The sequence below is a fragment of the Rhodococcus sp. NPDC059969 genome, assembly GCF_042738325.1.
Lineage (GTDB): Bacteria > Actinomycetota > Actinomycetes > Mycobacteriales > Mycobacteriaceae > Rhodococcus_F.
Genome location: NZ_JBHWUF010000010.1, coordinates 106,042 through 131,439 on the forward strand (window position 1 = coordinate 106,042; position 25,398 = coordinate 131,439).

At 62.0% G+C, this 25,398-nt stretch carries 19 protein-coding genes; 14 read left to right on the forward strand and 5 right to left on the reverse strand.

All coding sequences use genetic code 11. The annotated features are described in order from the left end of the window. Position 1 precedes the first annotated feature (1 nt). The 9 genes from ACFWAD_RS23875 to ACFWAD_RS23915 all read left to right on the forward strand — a co-directional run bounded on the left by ACFWAD_RS23875 (position 2) and on the right by ACFWAD_RS23915 (position 10,313). Positions 2-1,213 (forward strand): glycosyltransferase family 4 protein, encoded by a 1,212-nt coding sequence (locus ACFWAD_RS23875; protein WP_378548360.1) that lies wholly within the window; start codon positions 2-4, stop codon positions 1,211-1,213. Next, positions 1,210-2,421, forward strand: coding sequence for a hypothetical protein (locus tag ACFWAD_RS23880; RefSeq protein WP_378548363.1), 1,212 nt, complete (start codon positions 1,210-1,212; stop codon positions 2,419-2,421). The genes ACFWAD_RS23875 and ACFWAD_RS23880 overlap by 4 nt, the downstream gene beginning before the upstream one ends. Further along, positions 2,418-3,314, forward strand: coding sequence for a glycosyltransferase family 2 protein (locus tag ACFWAD_RS23885; RefSeq protein WP_378548366.1), 897 nt, complete (start codon positions 2,418-2,420; stop codon positions 3,312-3,314). The genes ACFWAD_RS23880 and ACFWAD_RS23885 overlap by 4 nt, the downstream gene beginning before the upstream one ends. Further along, complete coding sequence (locus ACFWAD_RS23890; RefSeq protein WP_378548369.1) at positions 3,311-4,477, forward strand: glycosyltransferase family 4 protein; 1,167 nt, start codon at positions 3,311-3,313, stop codon at positions 4,475-4,477. Before ACFWAD_RS23885 ends, ACFWAD_RS23890 begins: the two co-directional genes overlap by 4 nt. Before the next feature lie 5 nt (positions 4,478-4,482). Beyond that, positions 4,483-5,283: a WecB/TagA/CpsF family glycosyltransferase gene (locus ACFWAD_RS23895; protein WP_378548372.1), complete on the forward strand. Its 801-nt coding sequence runs from the start codon at positions 4,483-4,485 to the stop codon at positions 5,281-5,283. A 97-nt stretch (positions 5,284-5,380) separates the two neighbouring features. Next, complete coding sequence (gene gmd, locus ACFWAD_RS23900) at positions 5,381-6,412, forward strand: GDP-mannose 4,6-dehydratase (RefSeq protein WP_378548375.1); 1,032 nt, start codon at positions 5,381-5,383, stop codon at positions 6,410-6,412. Then, complete coding sequence (locus ACFWAD_RS23905; RefSeq protein WP_378548378.1) at positions 6,409-7,377, forward strand: GDP-L-fucose synthase family protein; 969 nt, start codon at positions 6,409-6,411, stop codon at positions 7,375-7,377. Before gmd ends, ACFWAD_RS23905 begins: the two co-directional genes overlap by 4 nt. A gap of 55 nt (positions 7,378-7,432) precedes the next feature. Continuing rightward, positions 7,433-8,758, forward strand: coding sequence for a UDP-glucose dehydrogenase family protein (locus tag ACFWAD_RS23910; protein ID WP_378548381.1), 1,326 nt, complete (start codon positions 7,433-7,435; stop codon positions 8,756-8,758). A gap of 130 nt (positions 8,759-8,888) precedes the next feature. Continuing rightward, a complete protein-coding gene (locus tag ACFWAD_RS23915) occupies positions 8,889-10,313 on the forward strand; it encodes a polysaccharide biosynthesis tyrosine autokinase (RefSeq protein WP_378548384.1) in 1,425 nt (474 codons plus the stop codon). Here the strand turns inward: ACFWAD_RS23915 and ACFWAD_RS23920 are convergent. Further along, positions 10,285-10,809: a low molecular weight phosphatase family protein gene (locus ACFWAD_RS23920; RefSeq protein ID WP_378548387.1), complete on the reverse strand. Its 525-nt coding sequence runs from the start codon at positions 10,807-10,809 to the stop codon at positions 10,285-10,287. The genes ACFWAD_RS23915 and ACFWAD_RS23920 overlap by 29 nt on opposite strands. A gap of 108 nt (positions 10,810-10,917) precedes the next feature. Between ACFWAD_RS23920 and ACFWAD_RS23925 the strand changes: the two genes are divergently transcribed. Then, a complete protein-coding gene (locus ACFWAD_RS23925) occupies positions 10,918-12,237 on the forward strand; it encodes a UDP-glucose dehydrogenase family protein (RefSeq protein ID WP_378548390.1) in 1,320 nt (439 codons plus the stop codon). A gap of 149 nt (positions 12,238-12,386) precedes the next feature. Next, a complete protein-coding gene (locus ACFWAD_RS23930) occupies positions 12,387-14,066 on the forward strand; it encodes an Hsp70 family protein (protein ID WP_378548393.1) in 1,680 nt (559 codons plus the stop codon). Positions 14,067-14,076: 10 nt separating this feature from the next. On the opposite strand, the gene ACFWAD_RS23935 is transcribed toward ACFWAD_RS23930, so the two are convergent. Together ACFWAD_RS23935 and ACFWAD_RS23940 are read right to left on the reverse strand one after the other, a co-directional pair. After that, on the reverse strand, positions 14,077-15,339 hold the full coding sequence (locus tag ACFWAD_RS23935; RefSeq protein WP_378548396.1) for a YibE/F family protein: 1,263 nt from the start codon (positions 15,337-15,339) through the stop codon (positions 14,077-14,079). Between the two features lie 515 nt (positions 15,340-15,854). Continuing rightward, positions 15,855-17,108: a pyridoxal phosphate-dependent aminotransferase gene (locus ACFWAD_RS23940; protein ID WP_378535989.1), complete on the reverse strand. Its 1,254-nt coding sequence runs from the start codon at positions 17,106-17,108 to the stop codon at positions 15,855-15,857. A gap of 76 nt (positions 17,109-17,184) precedes the next feature. Between ACFWAD_RS23940 and ACFWAD_RS23945 the strand changes: the two genes are divergently transcribed. Further along, positions 17,185-19,122 (forward strand): prolyl oligopeptidase family serine peptidase, encoded by a 1,938-nt coding sequence (locus ACFWAD_RS23945; protein WP_378548399.1) that lies wholly within the window; start codon positions 17,185-17,187, stop codon positions 19,120-19,122. Here ACFWAD_RS23945 and ACFWAD_RS23950 read toward each other — a convergent pair. Next, positions 19,112-20,038, reverse strand: a complete 927-nt coding sequence (locus ACFWAD_RS23950; protein ID WP_378548402.1) for a hypothetical protein — start codon at positions 20,036-20,038, stop codon at positions 19,112-19,114. The two genes, ACFWAD_RS23945 and ACFWAD_RS23950, sit on opposite strands and share 11 nt — an antisense overlap. A 244-nt stretch (positions 20,039-20,282) precedes the next feature. Here ACFWAD_RS23950 and ACFWAD_RS23955 point away from each other — a divergent pair, with 244 nt between their 5' ends. Both ACFWAD_RS23955 and ACFWAD_RS23960 read left to right on the forward strand, forming a co-directional pair. Continuing rightward, positions 20,283-21,461, forward strand: a complete 1,179-nt coding sequence (locus tag ACFWAD_RS23955; protein ID WP_378548405.1) for a DUF6745 domain-containing protein — start codon at positions 20,283-20,285, stop codon at positions 21,459-21,461. A gap of 40 nt (positions 21,462-21,501) precedes the next feature. Then, complete coding sequence (locus ACFWAD_RS23960) at positions 21,502-21,957, forward strand: hypothetical protein (protein WP_378535997.1); 456 nt, start codon at positions 21,502-21,504, stop codon at positions 21,955-21,957. Positions 21,958-22,131: 174 nt separating this feature from the next. Here the strand turns inward: ACFWAD_RS23960 and ACFWAD_RS23965 are convergent, their stop codons facing one another. Continuing rightward, positions 22,132-25,152, reverse strand: a complete 3,021-nt coding sequence (locus tag ACFWAD_RS23965) for a (Fe-S)-binding protein (protein WP_378548408.1) — start codon at positions 25,150-25,152, stop codon at positions 22,132-22,134. Positions 25,153-25,398: the final 246 nt, after the last annotated feature.

The window sequence follows — 25,398 nt, forward strand, 5'->3', positions numbered from 1 at the left end:
GATGTACAAGTCATTCGATGTAACCCGCACGGAGACCGATGTGAGCCCGATGCCCGACGTTCGATCGGCGGCACCGAAAGCGTTGATGTTCCATGCGATCTATCGAAATCCGGGTGGTGAGGAACAGAGCTTCGCAAACGAGTCCAGGCTCCTCGAATCGATCGGATACGAGACGGTTCGGTGCACCACCGAAAACTCCAAGATCTCGCGGAGACCGTGGGCGGGCGCGGCGGCAGTGTTCAGCCCCCGGGTACTCGTCGATGCGTTGCGAATCATCCGCACGGAGCGTCCGGACATCGTTTACGTCAACAACCTCTGGCCGGCGTTTTCGGCTTCGTTGCTCGTGGCCGCAAGAGTCGCCGGAATTCCTACGCTGCAGGCGGTTCGGAACTATCGCCTGGTAACACCCTCGGCCAAGTTGCGCGCCGATGGCACGTGCACCGAATGCGGTTCCACCAACTACTTCACGAGTTGTGTCCGCAACGGATGCTACGGAAACAGCCGACTGCAAAGCCTTGTCTGCTACCTGAGCGCTGCGGCAGTCAAGCTCAGCGTCTTGGGGTGGAAGCAACACAGGTTCGTCGCAACGAGCGCGATGACAGCACGTCTGGTCGAGGGACGACTGATCGAATCCGACCGCGTCGTGATTCGTCCGAACTTCGGATTCGAAGAAAATGAACCCGAATTCCGGAGCAACGATTCGGTTGTGTGTGTCAGCCGACTGACACCCGAGAAGGGCGTCCTCGACTTGGTGCGTAACTGGCCGCAGGGCGTCGGAAGTCCCTCGCTCACAGTTCTCGGGGACGGACCGCAGTATGGCGAGATCTCCAGCTTGAGTGCAGCGCTCGACAACGTCACGATCGCCGGATTCACGTCACACGAAGATGTGATCGAGATACTCCGCCACAGTGCGGCGTCCGTGGTGCCATCTCAATGGGCAGAGCCCTTCGGACGCGTCGCGATCGAATCGATGTCGGTGGGTACCCCCGTCATCTACGCAACCAGCGGTGCACTCGCGGACATCGTCGGACCGGGGGGAACGCCCCTTCATTCCCTGGAAGAATCGTCGATCCGCGAGGCACTCGCACGGATCCTCGAAGCGGACGACCGATCCGCGATACGCAAATCCGCATATCGTCACTACGCGAGTCGCTTCACCTCGCGCAAGGCGGCGACGTCGATGCGTGAGCTCATCAACGAGGTGAGCTCGTGAACGATCGCACGCGGCATGTGACATTCATGGCGGATCAGGGACTTTCGAGCATCCTCACTTTTGTCGTTCTCACCTCGGTGGCACGACTCGGTGGTCCGATCGAAGTCGGCCAGGTTGCCGTCATTCAATCAGCGGGTTTGTTGGCACTGGCGCTGGGGCGAGCGATCGGCGTCGACGTCTGGCTCTCACGAGGAGCGAGGTCCGACGAGCGTCGGCCGGCTTTGGCCCCCACGATCGTGCTGGCGGCAGTATCGGTGACATCGGTGTGGGCACTGTTCCTGATCGCCGGGTCGGACTCGATGAATCTCACGGTATATGCCTTGGCCGCAGTTGGTTTCGTGATCTTCGACGTGATACGCACGATGTTGATGCACGATGGTGCGAGTTGGATCTCCGCGTCGATACAGATCGTGACACTCTCGTTCGTACTTATTGCAGCTTTCCTGGTCGAGAATCTGACACTTGCTCTCGTGACCTACACGGTCGGTGTCTTCGTTGCGCTCGCTCTCGGTCACGCATCCATGCGTCTGGTGCCGCCGGTGCCGTCGATCAGGTACTCGCGCACGCACCGATACAGATCCGTGCCGTTCGCGATCGAGATATTGATGGGATCAGCTGCGCAGCAGGCAATGTTCTTGATACTGACCGTGGTGGCATCGATCTCGATGATCGGTGAGATCAGAACTGCCCAGACACTGCTCGGTCCACTGTCCTTGATGTTCGCAGGTATCTCGCCGATCCTGATGCGCAAGTTCGGAAGTGGTGTCGAATCGATGAGCCCGAGCGAGTGCATGGCACTCGGTCGCCGAGTGGGATTGCGGATCTTCCTCGTCTCGATCGTCTGCGTTTCGCTGATCTGTCTCGTGCTCGAGATTCGGCTCTCGGGAGTTCGATTGACGGATCACCTGGTCGGGCCGCATTTCCCGAACTTGATGCCGGTCATTCTGCTGTGCGGACTGGCAGTGGCGTTCAACGGGATTCTTCTGGGTGTAGGAACGTCGATTCGAGTCGTGGACAAGACCGGAACGCTCAACACATTTCGCGCATTGCTGCTGCCGCTGCAGTTTCTGATCGTTCTCGGAGCGGGATTGTCCGACGATGCCGTCTATGTCGCAGGAGCATTGGCGGTATCGGCTGGTGTCAGTGCGAGCGTCGTGCTCCTGGTCTCGATGAACGACGTTTCTCGGCCGAAGGTTGGTCTCTCATGAAGGACCTGAGCGGCGTCATGGTCGCGATTTTGACGTACCGTCGCGAATCGGCACTTGCGCACTGCATTGACAGCGTCAGGGCGTCGATCGTGGCTGCCGGCGTTGCGGCCGAGATCGTGGTAGGCGACAACGATCCTGATTCCACCACACCGACATACGTCGTCGACGGGATCGAGCGACTGCATCTCGGCTTCGGCGGGGTATCGGCAGCGCGACGTGCACTCGTCGATCTCGCCAACGCGCGAGAACGTCGATACATCGTGTTCGTCGACGACGACGAATATGTCGAAGTCGACTGGCTGTCGAATCTCCTCACCTGCGCCGCAGTTTTCGACGCGGGTGCCGTGGCCGGTCCTGTGATTCCGGTGGGTCTGCCTACTTCAGAACTTCCATTGCACGCCCGTGTTCGCCACACCACCGGCACTCCGGTTGCGTCGGCAGGTGCTGGAAACCTGTTGTTGGACCTGAAGGCTTTGAACGGCTTGAACTTCAGTGACGATTGGGATCTACCTGGCGGCGAGGACACCGAGTTCACACTCCGGATGTGCGCCGGCGGTGTCCGGTTGCTGTGGTGCGACGAGGCAATTGCGTACGAACCCGTCGACGCGGATCGGCGTCGGGATTCCTGGCTCTTCGCACGATACGTCAACAACGGCCGGATCCTGGCGCTCTGTCAGGGACAACTCACCGCGCCGCACTTGGCGGTTCAGATCGTCAAGCGAGCTGCTCTCGTACTCGCAGCGGCCGTGGCGATACCTGTCGCCGTGTTCAGCCCGCGTGTCAAACGCGTCATTCTCGATCACGGTGCACGCAACATCGGGTGGTTCTCACAGCAATTCGACCACCGCGGTTCTCGGCTGCCGCGCGCACAGAGGCTGGAGGTAGCGCGATGACACGGTTGTTGATGACGGCATACGCCTGCGATCCGAATCAGGGGAGTGAGTCCGGGGCGGGTTGGGCGCTTCTCTCGGCGGCTTCCGAACTGTGTGAGTCGATCACGGTGGTGACTCGCTCCGGTGAGGCTCCCACGTTGGAATCCGCGTGTGAACAACTCGGTTGCGAAGTTCGAGTCGTGCGAATAGCGACGATGACCGCAGAAGAAGCCGGATCGTACGGTCGATACCTCCGATGGCTCTGGCACACTTCACTGTTCGTTCGGCGTGAAGCGGCACACTTCGACGTCCTGCACCACGCAACGTTCGCCTCCGACTGGCTGCCCCCACCGGTGCTGTTCGGTGGAGTCGGTGGCAAACGACTCGTGTGGGGGCCTGCCGGCGGAAACACCTACCCGCCGATGTCACTCGCCAGGAGTGTCGGTATGCGATACCTGACCACCACGGCTGTTCGCACCTGTTCGACGAAAGTCGTACGGGCACTGACCCACATCTTCGTGTCCGGGCGCGTCGACACCTTCATCGCGATGAACTCCGACAGCGGCCGCGGGGCCCCGCGAGCCTGCGACGTCGTCGTCCAGCCCAATTGCGTTCTGGACTACGACGGAATCGAAGTTCAACCGGTACCCAGACCGAAACGAAAACTGCTCTTTGTGGGAAGGCTGTTGCAGTACAAGGGGATCGACCTGATACTCGACGCGCTCGAGCATCTCGGTACCGATTGGTCCATGACCTTTGTCGGGGAAGGGCCCGCGCGAGCGCGAATCGAGAAGTCGCTGCCCTACCGGCGCGGTCAGATCACGCTTCACGGGTGGCGCGACAGATCGGAAGTGATGAGGGAGATGGGGGCCTCCTCGGCCTTGCTCTTCCCGAGCATGCACGATTCCGGCGGTTGGGTGGCCGCCGAAGCTGCCGCGGTGGGCCTCCCGGTGGTCTGTTTGGATCTCGGCGGTGTACCGACTCTGGCCGGTCGGAACGCCGTGGCGATTCCGGTTGCGCCGACATCCACGCTTCCCGCGCGTATTGCTCGATCGATTGTCGAGACCGAGCTTTCTCTCTTTGAACCGCAACGTGATTGGACTCGATCCCGGTTGGAATCGATCTTGTCGCGCAGTTACGGCCAGTGCAATGAACGTCAACAAACGAACTCGGAAAAGTGGTGAGACAGATGAGCAGTCCGTTCGAGGTCATCGAGGTGGGTGGTATTCCGTTTGCCGCGACCAATCTCGAGGGAGCTACCGATTGGGTAGTCAACGAGAGGCGGGAGGGGGTGGGAACCGGAGTCTCCGTGAGGTTGTCGAATTCCTACTGCGTGTCGGCGGCACACAATGATCGCGACTACTCCGCAGTGCTGAAAGGCCCAGGGGTGAACTTCGCAGACGGAACTCCGGTCAGCTGGGTCATGCGGTTGACAGGTGGCGGTGCCATTTCCGATCAGATTGGTGTGCGACCAGTTCGCGGTCCGTCGTTCTTCGAGGCCACGCTGGACAAGGGACGCCGCTACGGCCTTCGTCACCATTTTGTCGGCACGACAGAAGAGACGTTGAGTCTCTTGACAGATCGAGTAGAGGAGTTGTACCCGGGCATCAAGGTGGCCGGCACTTATGCGCCACCGTTTGCCGAGTTCAGCAAGGAGTTCGTCGACGACATCATCACGAAGGTCGGTCCGTCGTCGCCGGACATCGTGTGGGTCGGTTTGGGTGCACCCAAGCAGGATTTTGTCACGAAGGCGATAGCAGACCGAACCGACTACGTGGCCGTCGGAGTGGGTGCCGCCTTCGATTTCCTGGCGGGAACTGTTTCCGAAGCACCAACTTTCGTCCAGAACTCGGGTTTCGAGTGGCTGTATCGACTTGTGGCGGAACCCAAACGTCTGTGGCGACGCTACCTGTTCGGTAACTCGACTTTCCTCCGGCTGGCATCACGTGACATACGAAATGTCTTCGGCCGTTCGGGGGGACGCACATGAGCGAGATCAAGACCGCCGAGCGATTCGGAGGAATACGGACCACAACCGTGGATTCGCAACCATCAGGCGGGCTGTCCCGCAACGGAAGGAACGCAGGATGAAACGCGCACTGATTACCGGAATCACGGGGCAGGACGGCTCTTACCTCGCCGAGTTGCTGCTCTCCAAAGGCTATGAGGTTCACGGACTGATCCGTAGATCTTCGACGTTCAACACTTCGAGGATCAACCACATCTACGTGGACCCGCACGATGCAGGTGCTCGACTCTTTCTTCACTACGGTGACCTCAGTGACGGAGCGCGTCTGGTGACGCTGCTCGCGCAGATCAAGCCGGACGAGGTGTACAACCTCGCTGCGCAGTCTCACGTCAGAGTGAGCTTCGACGAACCCGAACACACCGGGAACACCACCGGCGTCGGGTCGATCCGACTACTCGAAGCGGTTCGGATGGCCGGACTCGACTGCCGGTTCTACCAGGCGTCGAGCTCCGAGATGTTCGGTGCGACACCACCACCGCAGAACGAGGAGACACCGTTCTACCCTCGCTCGCCCTACGGTGCGGCGAAGGTGTACTCGTACTGGATCACCAAGAACTATCGTGAGGCGTACGGGATCTTCGCCGTGAACGGAATTCTGTTCAATCACGAGTCCCCCAGGCGTGGTGAGACATTCGTGACGCGGAAGATCACGCGCGCAGTCGCACGTATCAAGGCGGGTATCGAGGATCACCTGTACATGGGCAATCTCGATGCGATTCGCGACTGGGGATACGCGCCGGAGTACGTGGAGGGAATGTGGCGCATGCTGCAGGTCGACGAGCCTGAGGATTTTGTGCTCGCCACCGGTGGCAACTACTCGGTGCGCGACTTCCTCGCCGTCGCTTTCGAACATGCAGGTCTGAACTGGGAAAACCACGTTCGATTCGACGAACGGTATCTTCGGCCGACCGAGGTGGACGCACTGATCGGGGATCCGAGTCATGCCGAGCGCAAGCTCGGTTGGAAGGCCGGCGTCCACACACCCGAACTGGCCCGGATCATGGTCGACGCAGACGTCGAAGCGCTCGAGCACGAAGGGCGACCGTGGATCGACACTCCGGCACTTCCCGACTGGTTGGCGACGCGATGAGTGATTCGTTCGCGCCGCGACCCCTCGATCGAGACGCACCGTTCTACGTGGCTGGACACCGAGGTTTGGTCGGCTCTTCGGTGTGGCGACACCTGGAATCTGTCGGCTTCTCCAGGTTGCTCGGAAAGACGTCGGCCGAACTCGATCTACGTGACCGGGAAGCTGTTTTCGATTTCTTCGCCCGCGAAAAGCCGACCAATGTGATCCTCGCAGCGGCAAAAGTTGGTGGGATTGCGGCGAACAGCACGTTCCTCGTCGACTTCCTGTCGGAGAATCTGCGCATCCAGGTGAACGTGCTCGACGCCGCCCTCGCGCACGGCGTCGAGCGTCTCCTGTTCCTCGGATCATCGTGCATTTACCCGAAATTGGCGCCGCAACCGATCAAGGAGGAATACCTCCTCACCGGTCATCTCGAGCCGACCAACGACGCCTACGCAATTGCAAAGATCGCGGGAATACTCCACGTCCAAGCTGCCAGGCGGCAGCATGGTCGCCCCTGGATCTCGGCTATGCCCACCAACCTGTACGGCCCGGGAGACAATTTCTCGCCACGCGGATCGCACGTACTTCCCGCACTCGTTCGGCGTTACGACGAGGCGCAGTCGTCCGCAGTCCAGTCGGTTGTCAACTGGGGGAGTGGCAACCCGCGCCGTGAATTCCTGCATGTCGACGATCTGGCGTCGGCGTGTCTACATCTGCTCGAAAACTACGACGGTGCATCGCATGTCAACGTCGGAACCGGCGAGGATCACACAGTTCGTGAGATCGCTTCGATAGTCGCCGCGGAGGTCGGATACACCGGAGAGACGCGGTGGGACACCTCGAAGCCGGACGGAACGATGCAGAAACTTCTGGACGTGAGCATGATTCGTGAACTCGGGTGGCGGCCGACGATCGGATTACGCGAGGGTATCGCGTCGACAGTCTCGTGGTACCGCGACAACATCGGTGCCGTACGCACCTGAATCGCTTTTCCCATCAACACACTTCGCACACTCTCGAGAAAGCAGATCGAGCAACATGAGCACTCGCATAGCAGTATTCGGCACGGGATACCTGGGCGCGACACACGCGGCCTGTATGGCCGAACTCGGTCACGAGGTCCTCGGAGTGGATGTCGATGCGGCAAAGCTGGAGAAACTGGCAGCAGGTGAAGTTCCGTTCTACGAGCCAGGGTTGGGCGAGGTCCTACGAAGAAACATCGATCGAGGGCGACTGAAGTTCACGTCGTCGTACGAGGAAGCCGCAGAATTTGCGGACGTGTTCTTCCTCGGCGTCGGGACGCCGCAGAAGAAGGGCGAGTTCGCCGCGGACATGACCTACGTGGACGCGGTGATCGAGACTTTGGCACCGCTGCTCACCAAACCCTCGGTCATCTTCGGCAAGTCCACGGTGCCGGTGGGAACCGCGGAACGGCTCGGTAAGCGCGCGCGGGAACTGGCACCGATCGGTGACGGCGTCGAAGTCGCGTGGAATCCCGAGTTTCTCCGTGAAGGATTTGCCGTCCAGGACACGTTGCACCCGGACCGGCTGGTGCTCGGGGTCGATCGAAATGTCCGCGGTCGGGCAGAATCTGTTGCGCGCGAAGTTTATGCAGAGCTCATCGATGAGGGGATTCCGTTTCTTGTCACGGACCTTGCGACGGCGGAGTTGGTCAAAGCGTCGGCGAATGCTTTCCTGGCCACGAAGATCTCGTTCATCAACGCGATCTCCGAAGTGTGCGAGGCCGCGGGCGCCGACGTCACGGTGCTCGCCGACGCGATCGGGCACGACGTTCGGATCGGACGTCGATTCCTCAACGCGGGAATTGGTTTCGGCGGAGGATGTTTGCCGAAGGACATCCGTGCCTTCATGGCCCGCGCCGGGGAACTCGGTGCCGACCAAGCACTGACGTTCCTGCGCGAAGTCGACAACATCAATATGCGCAGACGTACCCGAATGGTCGAATTGGCTCGGGAGGCATGCGGGTCGCTGCTCGGCGCGCGAGTTGCAGTTCTGGGTGCCGCATTCAAGCCTGACTCGGACGACGTTCGTGACTCGCCGGCACTCAATGTCGCGGGTCAGATTCAGCTCCAAGGTGCCGCAGTGAATGTGTACGACCCGAAGGCCATGGACAATTCGCGCGCGCTCTTCCCGACACTGACCTACTCGGCAAATGCGTTGGAGGCCTGTGAAGGTGCCGATGTCGTCCTGGTATTGACCGAGTGGCCCGAATTCTTGAAGTTGCAACCGTCTGATCTCGACTCGGTGGTTCGCAAGAAAGTGATCGTCGACGGGCGTAATTGCCTGTCGCCAGCCGGCTGGCGAGGCGCGGGTTGGACATACCGCGGATTGGGACGTCCGTGAGCACAGGGCATGGTGCCTGCTGCAGTTGATCGATATCGAAGTTGAGAAAGCCCGGTTCGCCCTAGCGGCCTGACCGGCAACAACCGCTCAGACCCGCAGTGGGCATGCGTGAGCCGAAGGAGACATCAAGATGGAAATAATCGACTACCTCAAGATATTACAAGCCAGGTGGCGGACAGTCGCGGTCGTAACCGTGCTCGGAATCCTGGGAGCACTTGGTGCGTCCCTTCTTTCGACACCGATCTACCAGGCCTCGACCCGGTTGTTCGTGTCGACGTCGGCGGGAACCTCGGTCAACGAGGCACTTCAAGGTAGCCAGCTGTCGCAGCAGCGAGTTCTGTCGTATACAAAACTTCTGACGGGTCGAACGCTCGCACAGCGGACGATCGACGAACTGGGGCCGAGAGTGGTCGGCGGGATGTCGGCTGACGAGTTGGCCTCCAAGGTCACTGCAACGTCGGCGCCCGACACTGTGTTGATCGACCTCGCGGTCAAGGACGCGTCACCGGAACTCGCACGCGAGATCGCGAACACTCTCTCATCCGAATTCGTCGCATTGGCAAAGGAACTGGAGACACCCGAGAACGGCGGAACACCGCCTGCACGTGTGGTGGTCGAGCAGCAAGCTCAAGAGCCGACTGTTCCCGTGTCACCCAAGACTTCGCGCAACCTCGCGCTCGGAGCAGTGGCGGGACTGCTGTTGGGGATCGCTCTTGCGCTGATTCGCGATCGACTCGACAACACGGTGAAGGATCGTCGAACAGTGGAAGAGATCGCGGGTTCGGCGATGGTGGGCACGATCCCGTTCGACAAGGATGTCGAAGTCAACCACGCGATTGCTTTCAGTGAAGGTAATTCCGTGAGTGCCGAAGCGTTCCGCGAATTGCGCACCAACCTTCAGTTCCTCGAAGTCGATCACCCACCTCGCGCGATTGTCGTCACGAGTTCGCTTCCCTCCGAAGGTAAGACAACCACGGCAGTGAACATCGCATTGGTCTTGGCAGAGGCAGGTAAATCGGTCTGTCTGATGGAAGGTGATCTCCGGAAGCCGCGGGTATCGAAGTACCTGGGATTGATCGGGAGCGTCGGTGTCAGTTCGGTACTCTCAGGTCAAGCGACCCTGGATGACGTGCTGCAGCCGACCGAATTCGCCGGGCTGACCGTGCTGGCCTCGGGACCGATCCCGCCGAACCCGAGCGAACTGCTCGGCACGGACACGGCCAAACACGTTCTGGAGGAGCTGCGGGCGCGATACGACTACGTCGTCATCGACGCCTCTCCGTTGCTACCCGTCACGGACGCTGCAGTTCTGGCTGCCATGTCGGACGGCGCTCTGGTGATCGCCCGACACGGCTCCACGAAGCGTGATCAACTGGCGCGCGCCGTCGGAAACCTGCAGAGCGTGGGAGCGCACGTCCTGGGCACTGTCATCACGATGACGCCGTCTCGAGGACGTAATGCGTACGAGTACAGCTATTCCTACGAATCGGACAAGTCGCTACCGCAGTTGACCGCGGTGACTTCGCTCAGCCCTCACCGAAGCGAAGTCGGCTGAGCAGCGGGCCCACGAGATCGGCGATCTGAAGTCCGATCTCGTGAAAGATGCTCTCCTCCTTACCCATCGGGTCCGTGACGTCCTCGGGCTCGGGGGCACGAAAACGGGGTCGGGCGGCGGCGAGATCGTCGACACTGCCGGCGTCGGCGAGCGTGGCCAACCGTGCGGCCTCTCGAAGGGTGAAGGTGCGCTTCAGTCGGGTCGGAGCCATCGCCAGGACTTTGTCCCGGTGACTTTCGGTCATCGTGAGAATGAGATCGGCTTCCGCAGCCAGCGCCGTCGTCAGACGCCGGGCTTGAAAATCTCCGGGGTCGCCGCCGAGATCCGCGAGAACCCGTGCCGCTGTCGGCTCGATCGGGTGTCCGACCATCGCCCGGGTGCCGGCACTCGAAGCGGTGAATCCGGTGGCCCCGGCTTCGGCGGCATAGGCACGCGCGAGGCGTTCACCGGTAGGTGATCGGCAGATATTTCCCGTACAGACAAAGAGAACGTGCATGGCAGAAGCATAGGTCGCAGGCGCGACGCACTCGTCGTACGCCCGATGTTGGTTTCGCGCCCACCTCGCGTACGCGTATCGGAAAGTTCGGGCGCATACCAACAACACATGAAAATGACCGTGTTCGGAACGGGATACCTGGGGGCGACCCACGCAGTGTGTATGGCTGAACTGGGCCACGACGTGCTGGGAGTCGACATCGACCAGTCCAAGGTCGACAAGTTGTCTCGGGGGGAGGTCCCGTTCTTCGAGCCGGGCCTGACCGAAATGCTCGAGAAGAATCTGGGGGCTGGTCGGCTCCGGTTCACGACGTCCTACGCCGACGCCGCGGAATTCGCCGACATTCATTTTGTCGGGGTGGGGACTCCGCAGAAGAAGGGGGAGTACGCCGCGGATCTGAGTCACGTTCATTCGGTGATCGACATGTTGGCGCCGTTCCTTCTACGGCCTTCGCTTATCGTCGGCAAGTCGACCGTCCCGGTGGGCACGGCTGCGGCTCTCGGCGAGCGACTGCGGGCCACTGCGCCCGCGGGTGGCGCCGTCGAGGTGGCCTGGAATCCGGAGTTTCTGCGTGAGGGGCACGCCATCGCGGACACCCTGAGCCCTGATCGGTTGGTTCTGGGGGTTGATCGTGATCGACCGGGAAATGCCGAAGGTGTTCTTCGTGAGGTGTACGCCGAGATGTTAGGTGCGGGGGTGCCGTTCCTCGTGACCGATCTGGCTACATCCGAGTTGGTCAAAGGATCTGCGAATGCGTTTCTCGCGACCAAGGTGTCCTTCATCAACGCGATTGCGGAGGTGTGTGAGGCCACCGGCGCCGACGTCTCGATGTTGGCGGACGCTCTGGGATACGACGACCGGATCGGCAGGCGGTTTCTGAATGCGGGGTTGGGGTTCGGCGGTGGTTGCCTGCCGAAGGACATTCGGGCATTCATGGCACGCGCCGGCGAGTTGGGTGTAGACCAAGCGCTGTACTTTCTTCGTGAGGTCGACAGCATCAACATGCGGCGACGAACAAAAGCAGTGGAACTGGTGACGGCAGCCTGCGAAGGCGGTTTGCTGGGAGCTAACGTGTCGGTGCTCGGGGCGGCATTCAAACCCGAATCCGACGATGTTCGCGATTCGCCTGCGCTGAACGTGGCGGGAATGATGCAGCTTCACGGGGCGGCAGTTACCGTCTTCGATCCGAAGGCGATGGACAATTCTCGCCGACTGTTTCCCACCCTGCACTACGCAACCTCCACGTCAGACGCCTGTAAGAATGCTGATGTCGTTTTGATCGCGACCGAATGGGACGAGTTCGCCTCACTCGTGCCTGCCGATCTGGAACCCCTTGTTCGTCGACGCGTGATCGTCGACGCCAGAAATTGCCTCGATCCGAAGGTCTGGCGTGCTGCCGGATGGAACTATCGCGGATTAGGTCGCTAGGTCAAACGTCCAGGTTGCGAAAAAGTAGCTGCATCTGGCTGTTAGATGCGACGCGCGAACCTCGCGGACCACCCCTAGTGGGTAGACTTCCGGCCGGGGAATGACGGGGTCTGCTGACAAGACCCGTCCACGGTCGACGAAGGTGGATCATGAACTTGGTTTTGGGCGTGACGGTGGGAGCCAGCGCTGTGCGTTTGGCGCGACCGGGGACGCCTGACCACAGCGGTCCGGTGTTTCGATCGAGATCGGTTGAGTGGGGGCGGGACGTCCCGGAGGACATCGCTGCAGAAGCGACCCGAGTGGCGTTGTCCGAGAATGCCGAACTCAGCAGTCATACGGTCGTCGTCTACCGGGATCAAGCGCAAGCCGGTGCACTCCAGACCGCGTTCGAACAGAAAGGTGTCGACAACTTCGAGTTGGTTCCCGAAGTTTCGGCGACGCTCCGGATGCTCGAGGAACCCGGTGCGCTGACCGACCAGAACACGCTTGTCGTCGTCGACATGGGTAGTTCGGGATCGACGATCAGCGTTGTGGACAGGCATACGAGGTCTACCGTCGTGACCGCTCGGTCGACTCGGGTCAGCGGAGACCACTTCGACGACCTCGTCTACTCCGACCAAACGGTGCGTCGCCGAATTGCGACGCCGGCCGACCCGGGCGGCGACTCCGAACTGCAGGCGCGATGCCGACTTGCCAAGGAACAGCTGTCCACACGGAGCGCCGTGTGCCTGCCCGGCCCTGGTGGGCTTCTCTTGCTGTCGCGGGAAGTCTTCGATTCCCTGGTCATCACGTCGGTGGAGGCATTTGCGCGAGAAATACGCGAGGTCATCGCTACGTCCGGCCGCAACCCGGACGCGATTGTCCTCATCGGCGGCGGCGCGCGCGTCCCGATCGTGCGGGCGACTCTCGCGGCGTGGCTCGATTGCCCCGTCATCGCGCCCGAGCAGCCTGAACTGGTGACCGCACAAGGTGCTGCGCTGATCGCGGAGTTGTCCGTGACGCCGTCGTCACGCCCGGTCGCTGCGCCGGTTCAGGTCCCGGCGGTGGCGCCGATCTTCGCGCCTTATCCGATTCACACACCGGCGGAGGTGCCCGTCCCGGTACAGGCGTTCAGCCATGGAGGAGTCGCGACGCTCCCCGAATCGGAGCGACCGAAAGCTGCGCCGGAGGTTGCTGCCGAGGTGAAGTCTGTTCCGCAGGAACAGGGGTCGAGTCCGTACGCTGCGGAACTGCCGCAGCCACGACCGAACCGACACGAGCAACGATTCGACCAAAGTGCAGATTTTGTCGTCACTGACAGTGAACCGGTCACGGACGGGTTCGGGGCCGAGCAGGACGCCGATACCGTGGCCGTGATGGTTGACGCCCAGGCGTACTCGGCAGTGCGCGAAGACAAGGGAGTCGGAGCAGGGACCGCACACCCGTCGTGGCTCGCCGGAACACAGACTGTGGAAACCACATCCACCGAGCCCAGGAATCCACTGCGTTTTGCCGGCCTCGGCGCCGGTGTGATCGCGGCAGTCGTCATCGTCGGACTGGGGTTGGGCTACGGCGGAAAGGTCTTCGGAGACTCCGAACAAGCCGGACCTGTGGCAACCGACGTGACTACGACAGCCCCGACGACCACGACCACTCCGCCGGCGCCGACCACAACGACGCCGCCTCCGACTACGACCGAGGAAGCCCCACCCGTCGTCGAGGCACCGCCGGTTGTGCAGGACACCTACGTGCCGCCGGCGCCAGCACCTGCGCCTCCGCCGCCCGCGATCTACATTCCCGGACTGCCGCCGATTCTGTTGCCGGTCCTTCCTCCGATTCCTGGACTCTGAGGCCCGGCCCTCAGCGTTTGGAGTGGCGTCCACCTGAAGTCGAACCGGCCTGGACCGCACTACCGGGTGGCCGCGCAAGAATCACGGCGATGGCAGTGGTGAGCGGAACCGAAAGAGCCAGAGCTATTCCGCCGACCGCGGACCTTACGATTTCGATCGCGACGGCGTCACCGACCAAAACGTCCTGAAGCGGGCGCCCGCTGACACTGAAGAGCAGCAGCAACGGCAGAGCCCCGCCCGCGTACGCGAGAACCAAGGTGTAGACCGTGCTGGCGATGTGATCGCGTCCGACCCGCATCGCACCGCTGAAGACTTTTCGGCGGGACGCATGCTTGTCGAGTTCGGCCAACTCGAACGCCGAGGATGCCTGGGTGATGGTGACGTCGTTGAGGACGCCCAGTGAGCCGATGATGAATCCCGCCAACAGCAGGCCGGTGATGTCTATGTGCTCGATGTACGTCTGAACATTGGTGTTCTGCTCTTCGGACAGGCCGGTGAGATGAGTCAGTTCGATACAGAGGTAGGAGAGAACGGCAGCGAGCACCATCGCGGCGAGGGTGCCCAGCAATGCCGAACTGGTTTTCAACGAGACGCCATGCGCCAGATAGAGAACCGCGTACAAGATCACCGCCCCGGCGACCAGTGCAACGGGTATTGCAGGCTTGCCGTCCAGTAAGGCGGGGAGGAGAAATCCGACGACAACGCCGAAGGCGATCACCAGGCCGACAAGTGCGCGCAATCCGCGCCACCGCGCAACGGCGATGATGACGACGGCAAACGCGATGACGATCAGCGCCAGCGGGAGTCCACGCGAATAGTCCTCGAAGGAGTACTGCGTATTGCCGTTCGGGTCCGTCTGACGCACGAGTCGAATGTGGTCACCCACGCGAAGGTCCGGCTGACCGGCACCTGGAATGACCTCGAGCAATGTCTTTGTTCCGGCATTAGGCCCGGATTCGATATCGACGATACTTCGCTGACATTGATAGGCAGAGGTGGGTGGCGGTTGCGGTGCGCCGACGAATACCCTTCCAGCGGAGGAGCTTCCGCAGTCGCCGAGGTCCTGCATCGTGACAGTGCCCGCTTCGGTTTCCACCGAGCTGCCGTCGGCGTTCTGAAACGGGAGCGGGACGGGAATGGTGTTCTTGTCCGGCCACAGCGCGATTGCTGCTGCGACGACGACCATACCGATGACGACGAGCAAGCCGATGACGACGCGGGATGCGGTGGGCCCGATCTGAATGGGTCCGCCGTGGCCGTGGCCGTGACTCATCGGAAACGGAGTGTCGGACTGGGGATTTGCACCGGTGCAATGTTATCGGCTCCGAAGCGGATGATCAGCTTCTGTGGATAGTGTCGATCGACGGCATTGTTGATCAACGGCAGTGTCGGCACAGGCAATAACCGGGAGAGAAGTACCGGAATGTGAAAACTGGGATTGGTCGAGCTGGGTGGCGGGGAACAGGGGGGGTTGTCCCCGCCACCAACCTGGTATCCACAGGGGGGGGAGGGATACCAGGTGCTCGCGGCACCGAAGTGCTGATAACTAATGTACCCAATTTCAAACCGATTTGGCGCGTTGTCCAACTACCAATTTCACAACGAATCACGTACCGGTTGGACCGTTTTCACATCAGGGCAGGTCACTAATTAGTTAAAGTGTCAATCAAACCGCGTGGTTTGCGAAATATGTGACCAAGGTCGCACAAATGCCCCGCCGTTTTACGTTTACGGGGCATTTGTACAACGAATTGTTTACTCGATTTCGCCCGGATTCGGCCGGAGAATCTACTGCTTGTAACTGGTGAGGAAGTTGCCGAATCGTTCGATGGCCACGGCAAGATCTCGGGCCCACGGGAGCGTCACGATTCGAAGGTGATCGTGGTTCGGCCAATTGAATCCGGTGCCCTGAACCATCAGGATCTTCTCCTGGAGAAGCAGGTCCTGAACCAACTTCTCGTCGTCGTGGATCTCGTAGACGTTCGGATCCAGACGAGGGAACGCGTAGAGCGCGCCGCGAGGCTTGACGCACGAGACACCAGGAATCATGTTCAGCCGCTCCCATGCGACGTCGCGCTGCTCGAGGAGGCGGCCGCCGGGCAGGATCAGGTCCTCGATGCTCTGGTGTCCGCCGAGGGCGACCTGAATGGCGTGCTGTCCGGGGACATTAGGGCACAGCCGCGTCGACGCCAGGAGATCGAGCCCCTCGAGGAAGCCGGCCGCATGATCCTTCGGTCCGGTGATCGCCACCCAGCCGGAGCGGTAGCCCGCGACACGGTAGGCCTTCGAGAGGCCGTTGAACGTCAGGCACAGCAGATCAGGGGCAAGCGTCGCCAGTGAGATGTGCTTTGCGTCGTCATAGAGGATCTTGTCGTAGATCTCGTCGGCGAGCAGCAGAAGCTGATGCTTGCGCGCCAGATCGACCAACTGCTGCAGAACTTCCATCGAGTAGACCGCACCCGTGGGATTGTTCGGGTTGATGACGAGGAGAGCCTTGGTCTTGTCGGTGATCTTGGATTCGATATCGGCGATATCGGGATTCCAGTCGTTGGCCTCGTCGCAGAGGTAATGGACGGGTGTGCCGCCGGACAAGCTCGTCATCGCCGTCCACAACGGGTAGTCGGGCGCTGGGATCAGCACCTCGTCGCCGTTGTTGAGGAGAGCTTGCATGGTCATCGTGATCAGCTCGGAAACACCGTTGCCGAGGTAGATGTCGTCGACGTCGAGCTCGGGGAAGCCGGGAACCAGCTCGTATCGCGTCACGATCGCGCGCCGCGCCGACAGAATGCCCTTGGATTCCGAATAGCCCTGCGCATAGGGCAGAGCAGCAATCATGTCCCGCATGATCACATCGGGAGCATCGAATCCGAACGGTGCCGGGTTGCCGATGTTGAGCTTGAGGATCCGGTGCCCTTCCGCCTCCAACCGGGCGGCGTGCGCGTGCACCGGTCCACGGATTTCGTACAGGACGTTCTGGAGCTTCGACGACTGCTCCAGCTCGCGCTGCGGCTGACGATGGCGGGCGGGTTCTGGTGTGCTCACGACTTACATGATCCCACCACTGTGCAAGTGCATTGTCGGGGACCGTCTCGCACGACCCGTTGGCTATTGTCGAGCGATGACCCCGAGCGAGCAGATTGCAGCCCCGTACGGATCGTGGACTTCGCCGATCACAGCAGCTGATCTCGCTGCAGGCGGGCACCCAGTCGAGGGCGGACGATACGTCGGCGACGAGATCTGGTGGGCCGAACTCCGGCCGACCGAGAGCGGTCGGACGTCGATCCGTCGGTCTGGTCTCGACAACCAACCCGTCGACATTCTCCCCGCGCCGTGGAACGCGCGGACCAGGGTTCACGAGTACGGCGGTGGCGCCTGGACCGTTACGGAGTCCGGGAAACTGGTCTTCAGTGAATTCTCCGATCAGCGTGTGTACGTTCTCGACGGCGTCACTCCGCGGGCTCTGACGCCCGCACCGGAGTCGCCGGCCGCGCTGCGGTACGCGGACCTGCAGATCGTGAACGGCGAGGTGTGGGCGGTTAGGGAGGCGCACGCTGTCGACGGGACGATCACTCGCGACATCTGTGCGATACCGCTGGACGGCTCCGGTGAGATTCGCTCGATCGTCGGCGGCTCCGATTTCCTCTCCTCGCCGAGGCTTTCGCCGAGCGGAACCAAGATCGCCTGGATCGCGTGGGATCATCCCCAAATGCCCTGGGACGGTACCGAACTTCGGGTCGCTCCACTCGTCGACGGCGTCGCGCAAGCGTATTCCGTGCTGGTCGGTGGATCCGAAGAGTCTGTCCTGCAACCGGAGTGGATCACCGACGACGAGCTCTACGCAATCAGTGATCGCAGCGGCTGGTGGAACATCTATCGCGTCGGCGCCGAGATCACCCCGATCTGCCCGACGGATGCGGATTTCGGTGGGCCGCAATGGCGATTCGGCGCGCGCTGGTTCGTCGAACTCGACAACGGACACCTTCTCACCGCACGCACCGTGGGAACCGACACACTGGCGGTACTCGACCCGGCGTCGGGAGAACTGCGCGACATCGCGATCCCTGGCGTCACCAGCATCGGCCTCATGCAGGTCCGTGGAGACCGGCTGCTGCTCACCTCGGGCGGAGCAAAGCTGGCGGGTGCGCTACGTGAATTGAACCTCGGTACCGGCGAACTCGAAGAAATCCGTTCTTCGGTCGAAGAATTGCCCGAGTCCGCCTATCTCCCGGAAGCGCGGGCCGTCGTCGCCCACGGACAGGGGCGAGAAGTGCATGCCGTCGCGTATCCGCCGCGCAGTCCGCGATACAAAGGTCTCGACGGTGAACTGCCGCCGTACGTCGCGTTTGTTCACGGTGGCCCGACGGCGCACGTAGCACCGGCACTGAACCTCGTCTACGCCTTCTTCACCAGCCGCGGAATCGGCGTCGTCGACGTGAATTACGGAGGGTCGACCGGTTACGGACGGGAGTATCGCAACCGACTGCGCGGACAGTGGGGCGTCGTCGACGTGCAGGATGTCGTCACCGCCGTCACCGGGTTGGCCGAGCAGGGACTTGCCGATCCGGCCCGCCTTGCCATCGAGGGCGGATCTGCCGGTGGATGGACCGTTCTGGCCGCGCTGACAACCTCCGACGTGTTCGCTTGTGGTGCTTCCTATTTCGGCGTGGCCGAACTGGACCTGTTCGTGCAGGAAACTCACGATTTCGAATCGCGCTACGTCGACGGTTTGATCGGCCCGTTGCCGGAATCTGCCGACCTGTACGCGGAACGTGCTCCGCTCAACAACGTCGACGGGTTGAACTGCCCGGTGTTGCTGCTCCAGGGTCTCGACGATCCGATCGTGCCACCCTCGCAGGCGGAGCGATTCCGAGATGCTTTGGTGGCCAAGGGAATTCCGCACGCGTACCTGGCATATGAGGGTGAATCCCACGGATTCCGCAAGCAGTCGACCATCATCAGCTCACGTAACGCCGAGTTGTCCTTCTACGGGCAGGTACTAGGATTCACCCCACCCGGCATTCCGGCACTGGAGCTGTGGGAGCCGGCTAGTACCTGACCGGCCCGCGCGAGAAGGCCGCCGTGATCCGACCTGCCACGACCGACGGAGTCGACAGGTCGGACCAGGTCCACCTCGCGACCTGCCAACCTGCGTCACGGAGCCGGTCTTCGCGGAGTTTCTCGTTCCAGAGCACGTCCTCGGCGCTGCGACCGGCGGGCACCAGTCGGCCGTACTTGATGCGACCGTCGAACTCTCCGACAGTGCACTGTTCACGCCACAGGAAGTCGACGCGACCGATCAGCCCGCGAGCGTCGCGGATTTCGACCTGGGGCTCGGGGAGCGGCAAGTGCTCGCGGATGAACAGCGCGAGGCTGCGTGATTCGCCGACGCTTTCGAGACGGGAGTCCATCGCAGCGAGGGCGTGAAGCGCGTGTCGATGTCGCGGGTGGTTCGGGCTGAGCGCAATCGAGTCCGTAAGCGCTTCCGTCGTCAATGACGACCGGCGCAGTGCTGAATTACCAACCACGAGAGCCTGTTCGAAAGGCAGCACTCTGGCGAGATCGGCAACGGTGCGAGCCGGAGTCGTGACGCGTAGACCATCGACTTCGGTGATCTCGTTGTCCGTCAGCGATGTCGAGTGCACGTGACGTCGAGCGGACTTTCGGCCACCACCTCGCCGGTTCCGGGACAGGTGGACGACCTCGAGCGGAGTGTTCCAGAGTTCGAAACCGTGCAGCACCGCAGCCGAGATGTGGCTGACAGCGGCACCGGATGAAGCGGCGCAGGCCACGGCCTCGGTCCGCAATCGATGTCGTCCGTATGCGTCGAGGCGGGACAGGTGGCCGCTGTCCACGTACGCACCACGATGGATTCTGGCCCAGGTTCCACTGGCGCAGGCCTGCCGGATCTCGGCATCGGTGCGACCGATCGAAAGTTGGTCCGGCCTGCGGATGATATGTGTCTGTTCCCCCATGTCGATCGATCTTGGTGCACGTGGCGACGAGAGGGAAGTGGTGATCCGGAGGTTGTGGATAAGTTCGAGTGAGCACCACTTGTCCACAGTGCGAACTGGTTTCACCCCGTTGGAGGGGGTGTTGAGTAAACGAAAACGGTGCCAGGTTCTTGACGTTGCGCCCGGGTGTTCCTTGCGTTCGGAGCGTTTGCGTGCCACGCTGTAGAACTATGACTACAGGAAAGGCGGACACCGCCACCGTCGCGTGAGCGCCGCACCGATTCGCTCGTCGTCATCACGTCGAGCGACATTGCCCGAGAACTTCAAATTCTTCGACGAAGACAGTCCGGCCCTGGAAAAGATCCGCGACGTTTGGCTCGAACGCGGATTGTGTACTCGTCCTGCTGATCGAAACACCGCAGAATCCTCTGTCTCGCAACTATATCGGCGGTCCGGATTCCCGAAACCGGAGTTCGTCTGGGTTCCGTCTCCCCGTGCCGGTTCGGACCTGATCGTCACCGAAGGACTGTCGACCAAGATGTCCTTGGACGGCGCCGGACTCGACTGCGCATCTGGGTATATCGCGAGCATGTTTGCGGCATCGCGCCGACGCATGGACGCGCGAATCGAATGTCGGAGAACCTGCTGGCAGATAGAACGCCGGCAGAGGGAGCGCCTGATCAGGGCATCCGTTTGGGAATCGTTGCACACCACGCTGTTCGACGGCGTCGCAGCTGCGATACGAACGATGTTGACCCCGGTGGCCGGCAGGGTGACCTGGTACGGACAGCAAGAAGCCCATCGAATCGCGTACTACGACACGTTCCGCCGATATGGTCTTGCGACATTCGATTCGGAAGACCGTGAGCTTCTGGACGTGCAAACGGCGCTGGCTGACTCGACCGGGTGGTGGTGGGCGTTCGACAATGTGTGCATCATGGCTGAACGACCCACCGCCTTACATGCCGAACCGATTCCGGGCAGCGCGCAGGGAGCGCGGCGGTTGCACCATTCTGATTCCCCCGCAATCGAATTCGACGACGGCACAAACGCGTTCGTTCTGCACGGGGCGATCGTTCCCGACTGGGTGGTGCTCGACCCGAACCCCGACCGGATCGCGCAGGAGCGCAATGTCGAGATCCGCCGATGTGCGATCGAGCGCATCGGCTGGGATACCTACATCGAGATTGCCGGACTGACACTGGTCGACGAAACTGACGATCCCGGCAATGCAGGTTGTCTCCTTCAGCTCTACGCGTCACCGGAAGGCTGGGGCCGAAGTGGGCGAATCCTGCTCGCGGTCAACGGCTCTCTCGAACGCGATGGGCATCGACGGCGATACGGACTTCACGTACCGGGATGGTTCACGTCCGCGATGGATGCCGCCGGATGGACCTACGGCATCACCGGTGCCGACTATGCACGCCTCGTTCGCCGAACCTGAACGTCAAACGCACCCCAACCTCGAACCCCTGGTGATACTTATGAACTCGAACATGACCTTGTCCGCTCTTACCACCCTCACCGGCCTCGATGTCTTCGACTATCTCGACAAGGAAGTGTCCATTCCTGTGGTCGACGGTCTTCAGGCACAGGGCGATCTCATCGTGATCCCGTTCTCGCTGCTTGCAAACATCGTCGCGCCTCTGCCGTGGACTCGATCCGTGAACGTTCCGCTCTCCGGAGTGGAACTGCTGCGAAGTGCGGCGGGCGGGAACCCGCACAGCTTGGTTGCAGATGCAGGGGAGTGCAGGTGGTCGACGCCGGTGAAAGATGCGCGGGGCCTTGCACTCGGCGTGGTCGACACCCGAGTGACTGCGTACCTCATCCATCCGGAGCACGGCGCGACCGGCATCGCTCCGGGGCGGTACGTCATCGGACGGCAGCAGGAAAGGGGTGTCGGGCGTGCGCGCGGTGCGGTGATGCTTGTCGCTGATTGACACGCCGGTCTCGAGTTGGCGGGGGAGTGAGCACCACTTGCGTAGGGCGAGCACCGGTTTCCGCGTGCTGCACGGTGTGTTGGGTCGAGGGAAAGGGTGCTCGGTCGGCTAGGGGTTCCCATACAAACGCGAATGCCCCCACCATGACGGTGAGGGCATTCGCAGGTGGTGCGTCTACTTCTTGCGGCCGGGAGCCTTTGCGCCGGCCTTGAATCCGAGTCCGCCTGCCTTGGGGGCGGGCGGCGCAGCAGCAGGTGCCGGAGCTTCCGCGGGTGCGGACGCCTCAGCAGGTGCTTCTGCCTTCACGGGTTCTGCCTTCACGGGTTCGGCCTCCGCAGCCGGTGCCTCCGCAGCCGGTGCCTGCGCTGCCGGCGCCGGGGCTGCAGCGGGGGCCGCCTTCCGAGCACCGGGAGCCTTTGCGCCCGACTTGAATCCGAGTCCGCCGGCCTTGGCGACCGGTGGAGCCTTCGGAGCTTCCGCCTCGGCGGCCGGAGCCTCTGCCGGTGCAGTCGGTGCAGCGGCGGGTGCTTCGGGCGCAGCGGCAGGTGCTTCAGAAGCAGGGGCTGCCTTCGCTCCAGGAGCCTTGGCCCCGCCCTTCATCTGCAGTCCCTTGCCGCCGGGAGCCTTGGCTCCGCCCGCAAGACCGAGGCCCTTGGGCTTTGCCGCCGGTGCGGCGGGTGCTGCGGCTTCGGCAGAGGGAGCTGCGTCGGCTTCGGCAGGAGCGGCCTTCTTGGCGCCGGGAGCCTTTGCCCCGCCGGCCATTCCGAGTCCCTTGCCGGGTGCCTTGGCTCCGGGAGCTTTCGCTCCGGGTGCCTTGGCAAGGCCCTTCATGGCCAGGCCCTTACCGGCGGGCGCAGCCTTGGCTTCCGGCGTCGCGGCTGCTTCCTCGACTTCGGCGACCCGATCCTGCTCGACGGTTTCGGCCTTTGCCTCAGCAGCGACCGGTGCCTTCTCCCGCGGGATCACCTTGATGTTCTCGGTGAGCTTGGCGGGTTCGAGGCGGGTGACGGAGTTGAGCATCAGCTGTGCGACATCGACAACCTCGACGCCTTCGCCCTGGCCTTGCTCCTGGCGGGCAGTGACGCCGTCGGTGAGCATGACGCGGCAGAACGGGCAACCCGTGGCGATCTTCTTGGGGTTGGTGGAGAGCGCTTCGTCGACGCGGTCGACGTTGATGCGCTTGCCGATGTTCTCTTCCATCCACATGCGGGCGCCACCGGCACCACAGCACATGGAACGTTCACCGTGACGCGGCATTTCGACGAGCTTGGCGCCCGAGGCTTCCATGAGTTCACGGGGAGCGTCGTAGACCTTGTTGTGGCGTCCGAGGAAGCACGGGTCGTGGTAGGTGACGTCTTCGCTCACGGATGCAACGGGGATCAGCTTCTTCTGGCGCACCAGGCGGTTGAGCAGCTGGGTGTGGTGCACGACCTCGTAGTCGCCGCCCACCTCCGGGTACTCGTTGCCGAGGGCGTTGAAGCAGTGCGCACAGGTGACGACGATCTTGCGCTTCTTTTTCTCGATACCGTCGAAGACGGAGTTGAGCATCTCGATGTTCTGCATCGCGAGCTGCTGGAACAAGAACTCGTTGCCGGCACGACGAGCGGAGTCGCCGGTGCAGGTTTCGTCGGCGCCGAGAACCATGAACTTCACTCCCGCGGTGGCGAGGAGCTCGGCAACGGCCTTGGTGGTCTTCTTGGCACGGTCTTCGTAGGCACCGGCGCAGCCGACCCAGAAGAGGTACTCGTAGTCCTCGAAGCTGTCGGCATCCTTGCCGAAGACGGGGATCTCGAAGTCCATCTCGCCTATCCAGTTGAGACGGTCCTTGGAGTTCTGACCCCAGGGGTTGCCCTTGTTCTCGAGGTTCTTGAACAGGCCGGCGAGCTCGGAGGGGAACTCCGACTCGATGAGGACCTGGTAGCGGCGCATGTCGATGATGTGGTCGACGTGTTCGATGTCGACGGGGCACTGCTCGACGCAGGCGCCGCAGTTGGTGCAGCTCCACAGGGTTTCGGCGTCGATGACCGGGGCCATCTCACCTTCGACGGTCTCACCGACGAGCTTGCGGTCGGCCTCGAGTCGTGCGGCCTCCGGGATCGCGGCGAGGGCGCCTTCCTTGACGTTGCCTTCGGCGTCGACGAGACCGATCTCGTCGCCGCCCATGTCCTTGCGTCCACCGGCCAACAGATACGGGGCCTTGGCATAGCCGTGGTCACGCAGCGACATGATGAGCAGCTTGGGGGAGAGCGGCTTTCCGGTGTTCCACGCGGGGCACTGGGACTGGCAACGCCCGCACTCGGTGCAGGTGGTGAAGTCGAGCCAGCCCTTCCATGAGAAGTCTTCGATATTTCCGGCGCCGAGGGTGTCGGTGTCGGGATCGACGTTGTCCATGGTGAGGGCTTTGCCCTTGGACATCATGGGCTTTGCGGCGCCGAGGGCGACGGTGCCGTCGTCCTCACGCTTGAAGTAGATGTTGAAGAACGCCGAGAAGCGGTGCCACGCGACACCCCAGGTGATGTTGCGGCCCACGATCGCGAGCCAGATCATGCCGGTCATCAGCTTGACGAACGCGAACACCGAGATCATGACGGGGCTGGCGGGAAGCAGTTTGGCGACCTGCATGGTGAAGAAGTCGGTCCACGGGTTGGCGTGGCCGTAGGTCGCGATCTTGCCGGCCTTGACCATGATCATGCCCAGGCCCTCGAGCAGGACGATGCCTTCGATGACGTAGGCAGCCTTGAAGTTGGAGCCGCCGAAACGGGACAGGCGCGCGGGCAGACGCGGGTGGTTGAGTTGACGGATCACGATCAGCGTGGTGATACCGATGACGGTGCCAAGGCCGAGGATCTCGTCCCACAGGTGCCACGCCCACGTGTTACCGAAGATGGGCCAGTGGAACTCGGGGTTGAACGTCTGGCCGTAAGCCTCGAACCACAGCAGGAATCCGCCGAGGAAGCCGACCATGACGAGCCAGTGGGCCCAGCCGACGCTGCGGAACTTATTCATGCGCGTGTGCGCGATGAACTCGATGATCATCTGCTTGAAGCGAGGGAAGAACGGGCGCCATCGATCGGGTGCCGACTGGCCGATGCGCACGGTGTTGAACATCCTCAATGCACCTGAGAGGAAGATGTACCAACACACCAAGCTCAGCAGTGCACCAATCGTGCCCAACGTAATCGTCAGGGCATTCATGTCGCGGCCTTTCGTTTCAGGGCGACGCGTCGGCCACCTCGGGACAGCCCACTGATATTAACCTGCGTTATGTTACCCGCCAGTAACTAGCATTACCAGCCTGTAGGTACCGGCTGGTAACCGCTCGTGGCCTGGAGAGATCAATCTTCTGCGTCCGACGGGCTTGGCCAGGCGCAGACATGTCTGGTCGTCACGTTAGGCGGTGCCCATCAGGTGTCCATCTGTCAGGCAGCCCTAACTCGGGTT

Coding starts and splice junctions, on each gene's coding strand:
- ACFWAD_RS23965 (WP_378548408.1), bottom strand. CDS start 25,152: ATGAATGCCCTGACGATTACGTTGGGCACGATTGGTGCACTGCTGAGC.
- ACFWAD_RS23950 (WP_378548402.1), bottom strand. CDS start 20,038: ATGGGGGAACAGACACATATCATCCGCAGGCCGGACCAACTTTCGATC.
- ACFWAD_RS23885 (WP_378548366.1), top strand. CDS start 2,418: ATGAAGGACCTGAGCGGCGTCATGGTCGCGATTTTGACGTACCGTCGC.
- ACFWAD_RS23890 (WP_378548369.1), top strand. CDS start 3,311: ATGACACGGTTGTTGATGACGGCATACGCCTGCGATCCGAATCAGGGG.
- ACFWAD_RS23905 (WP_378548378.1), top strand. CDS start 6,409: ATGAGTGATTCGTTCGCGCCGCGACCCCTCGATCGAGACGCACCGTTC.
- ACFWAD_RS23945 (WP_378548399.1), top strand. CDS start 17,185: ATGACCCCGAGCGAGCAGATTGCAGCCCCGTACGGATCGTGGACTTCG.
- gmd (WP_378548375.1), top strand. CDS start 5,381: ATGAAACGCGCACTGATTACCGGAATCACGGGGCAGGACGGCTCTTAC.
- ACFWAD_RS23925 (WP_378548390.1), top strand. CDS start 10,918: ATGAAAATGACCGTGTTCGGAACGGGATACCTGGGGGCGACCCACGCA.
- ACFWAD_RS23915 (WP_378548384.1), top strand. CDS start 8,889: ATGGAAATAATCGACTACCTCAAGATATTACAAGCCAGGTGGCGGACA.
- ACFWAD_RS23875 (WP_378548360.1), top strand. CDS start 2: ATGTACAAGTCATTCGATGTAACCCGCACGGAGACCGATGTGAGCCCG.
- ACFWAD_RS23895 (WP_378548372.1), top strand. CDS start 4,483: ATGAGCAGTCCGTTCGAGGTCATCGAGGTGGGTGGTATTCCGTTTGCC.
- ACFWAD_RS23930 (WP_378548393.1), top strand. CDS start 12,387: ATGAACTTGGTTTTGGGCGTGACGGTGGGAGCCAGCGCTGTGCGTTTG.
- ACFWAD_RS23935 (WP_378548396.1), bottom strand. CDS start 15,339: ATGAGTCACGGCCACGGCCACGGCGGACCCATTCAGATCGGGCCCACC.
- ACFWAD_RS23960 (WP_378535997.1), top strand. CDS start 21,502: ATGAACTCGAACATGACCTTGTCCGCTCTTACCACCCTCACCGGCCTC.
- ACFWAD_RS23910 (WP_378548381.1), top strand. CDS start 7,433: ATGAGCACTCGCATAGCAGTATTCGGCACGGGATACCTGGGCGCGACA.
- ACFWAD_RS23920 (WP_378548387.1), bottom strand. CDS start 10,809: ATGCACGTTCTCTTTGTCTGTACGGGAAATATCTGCCGATCACCTACC.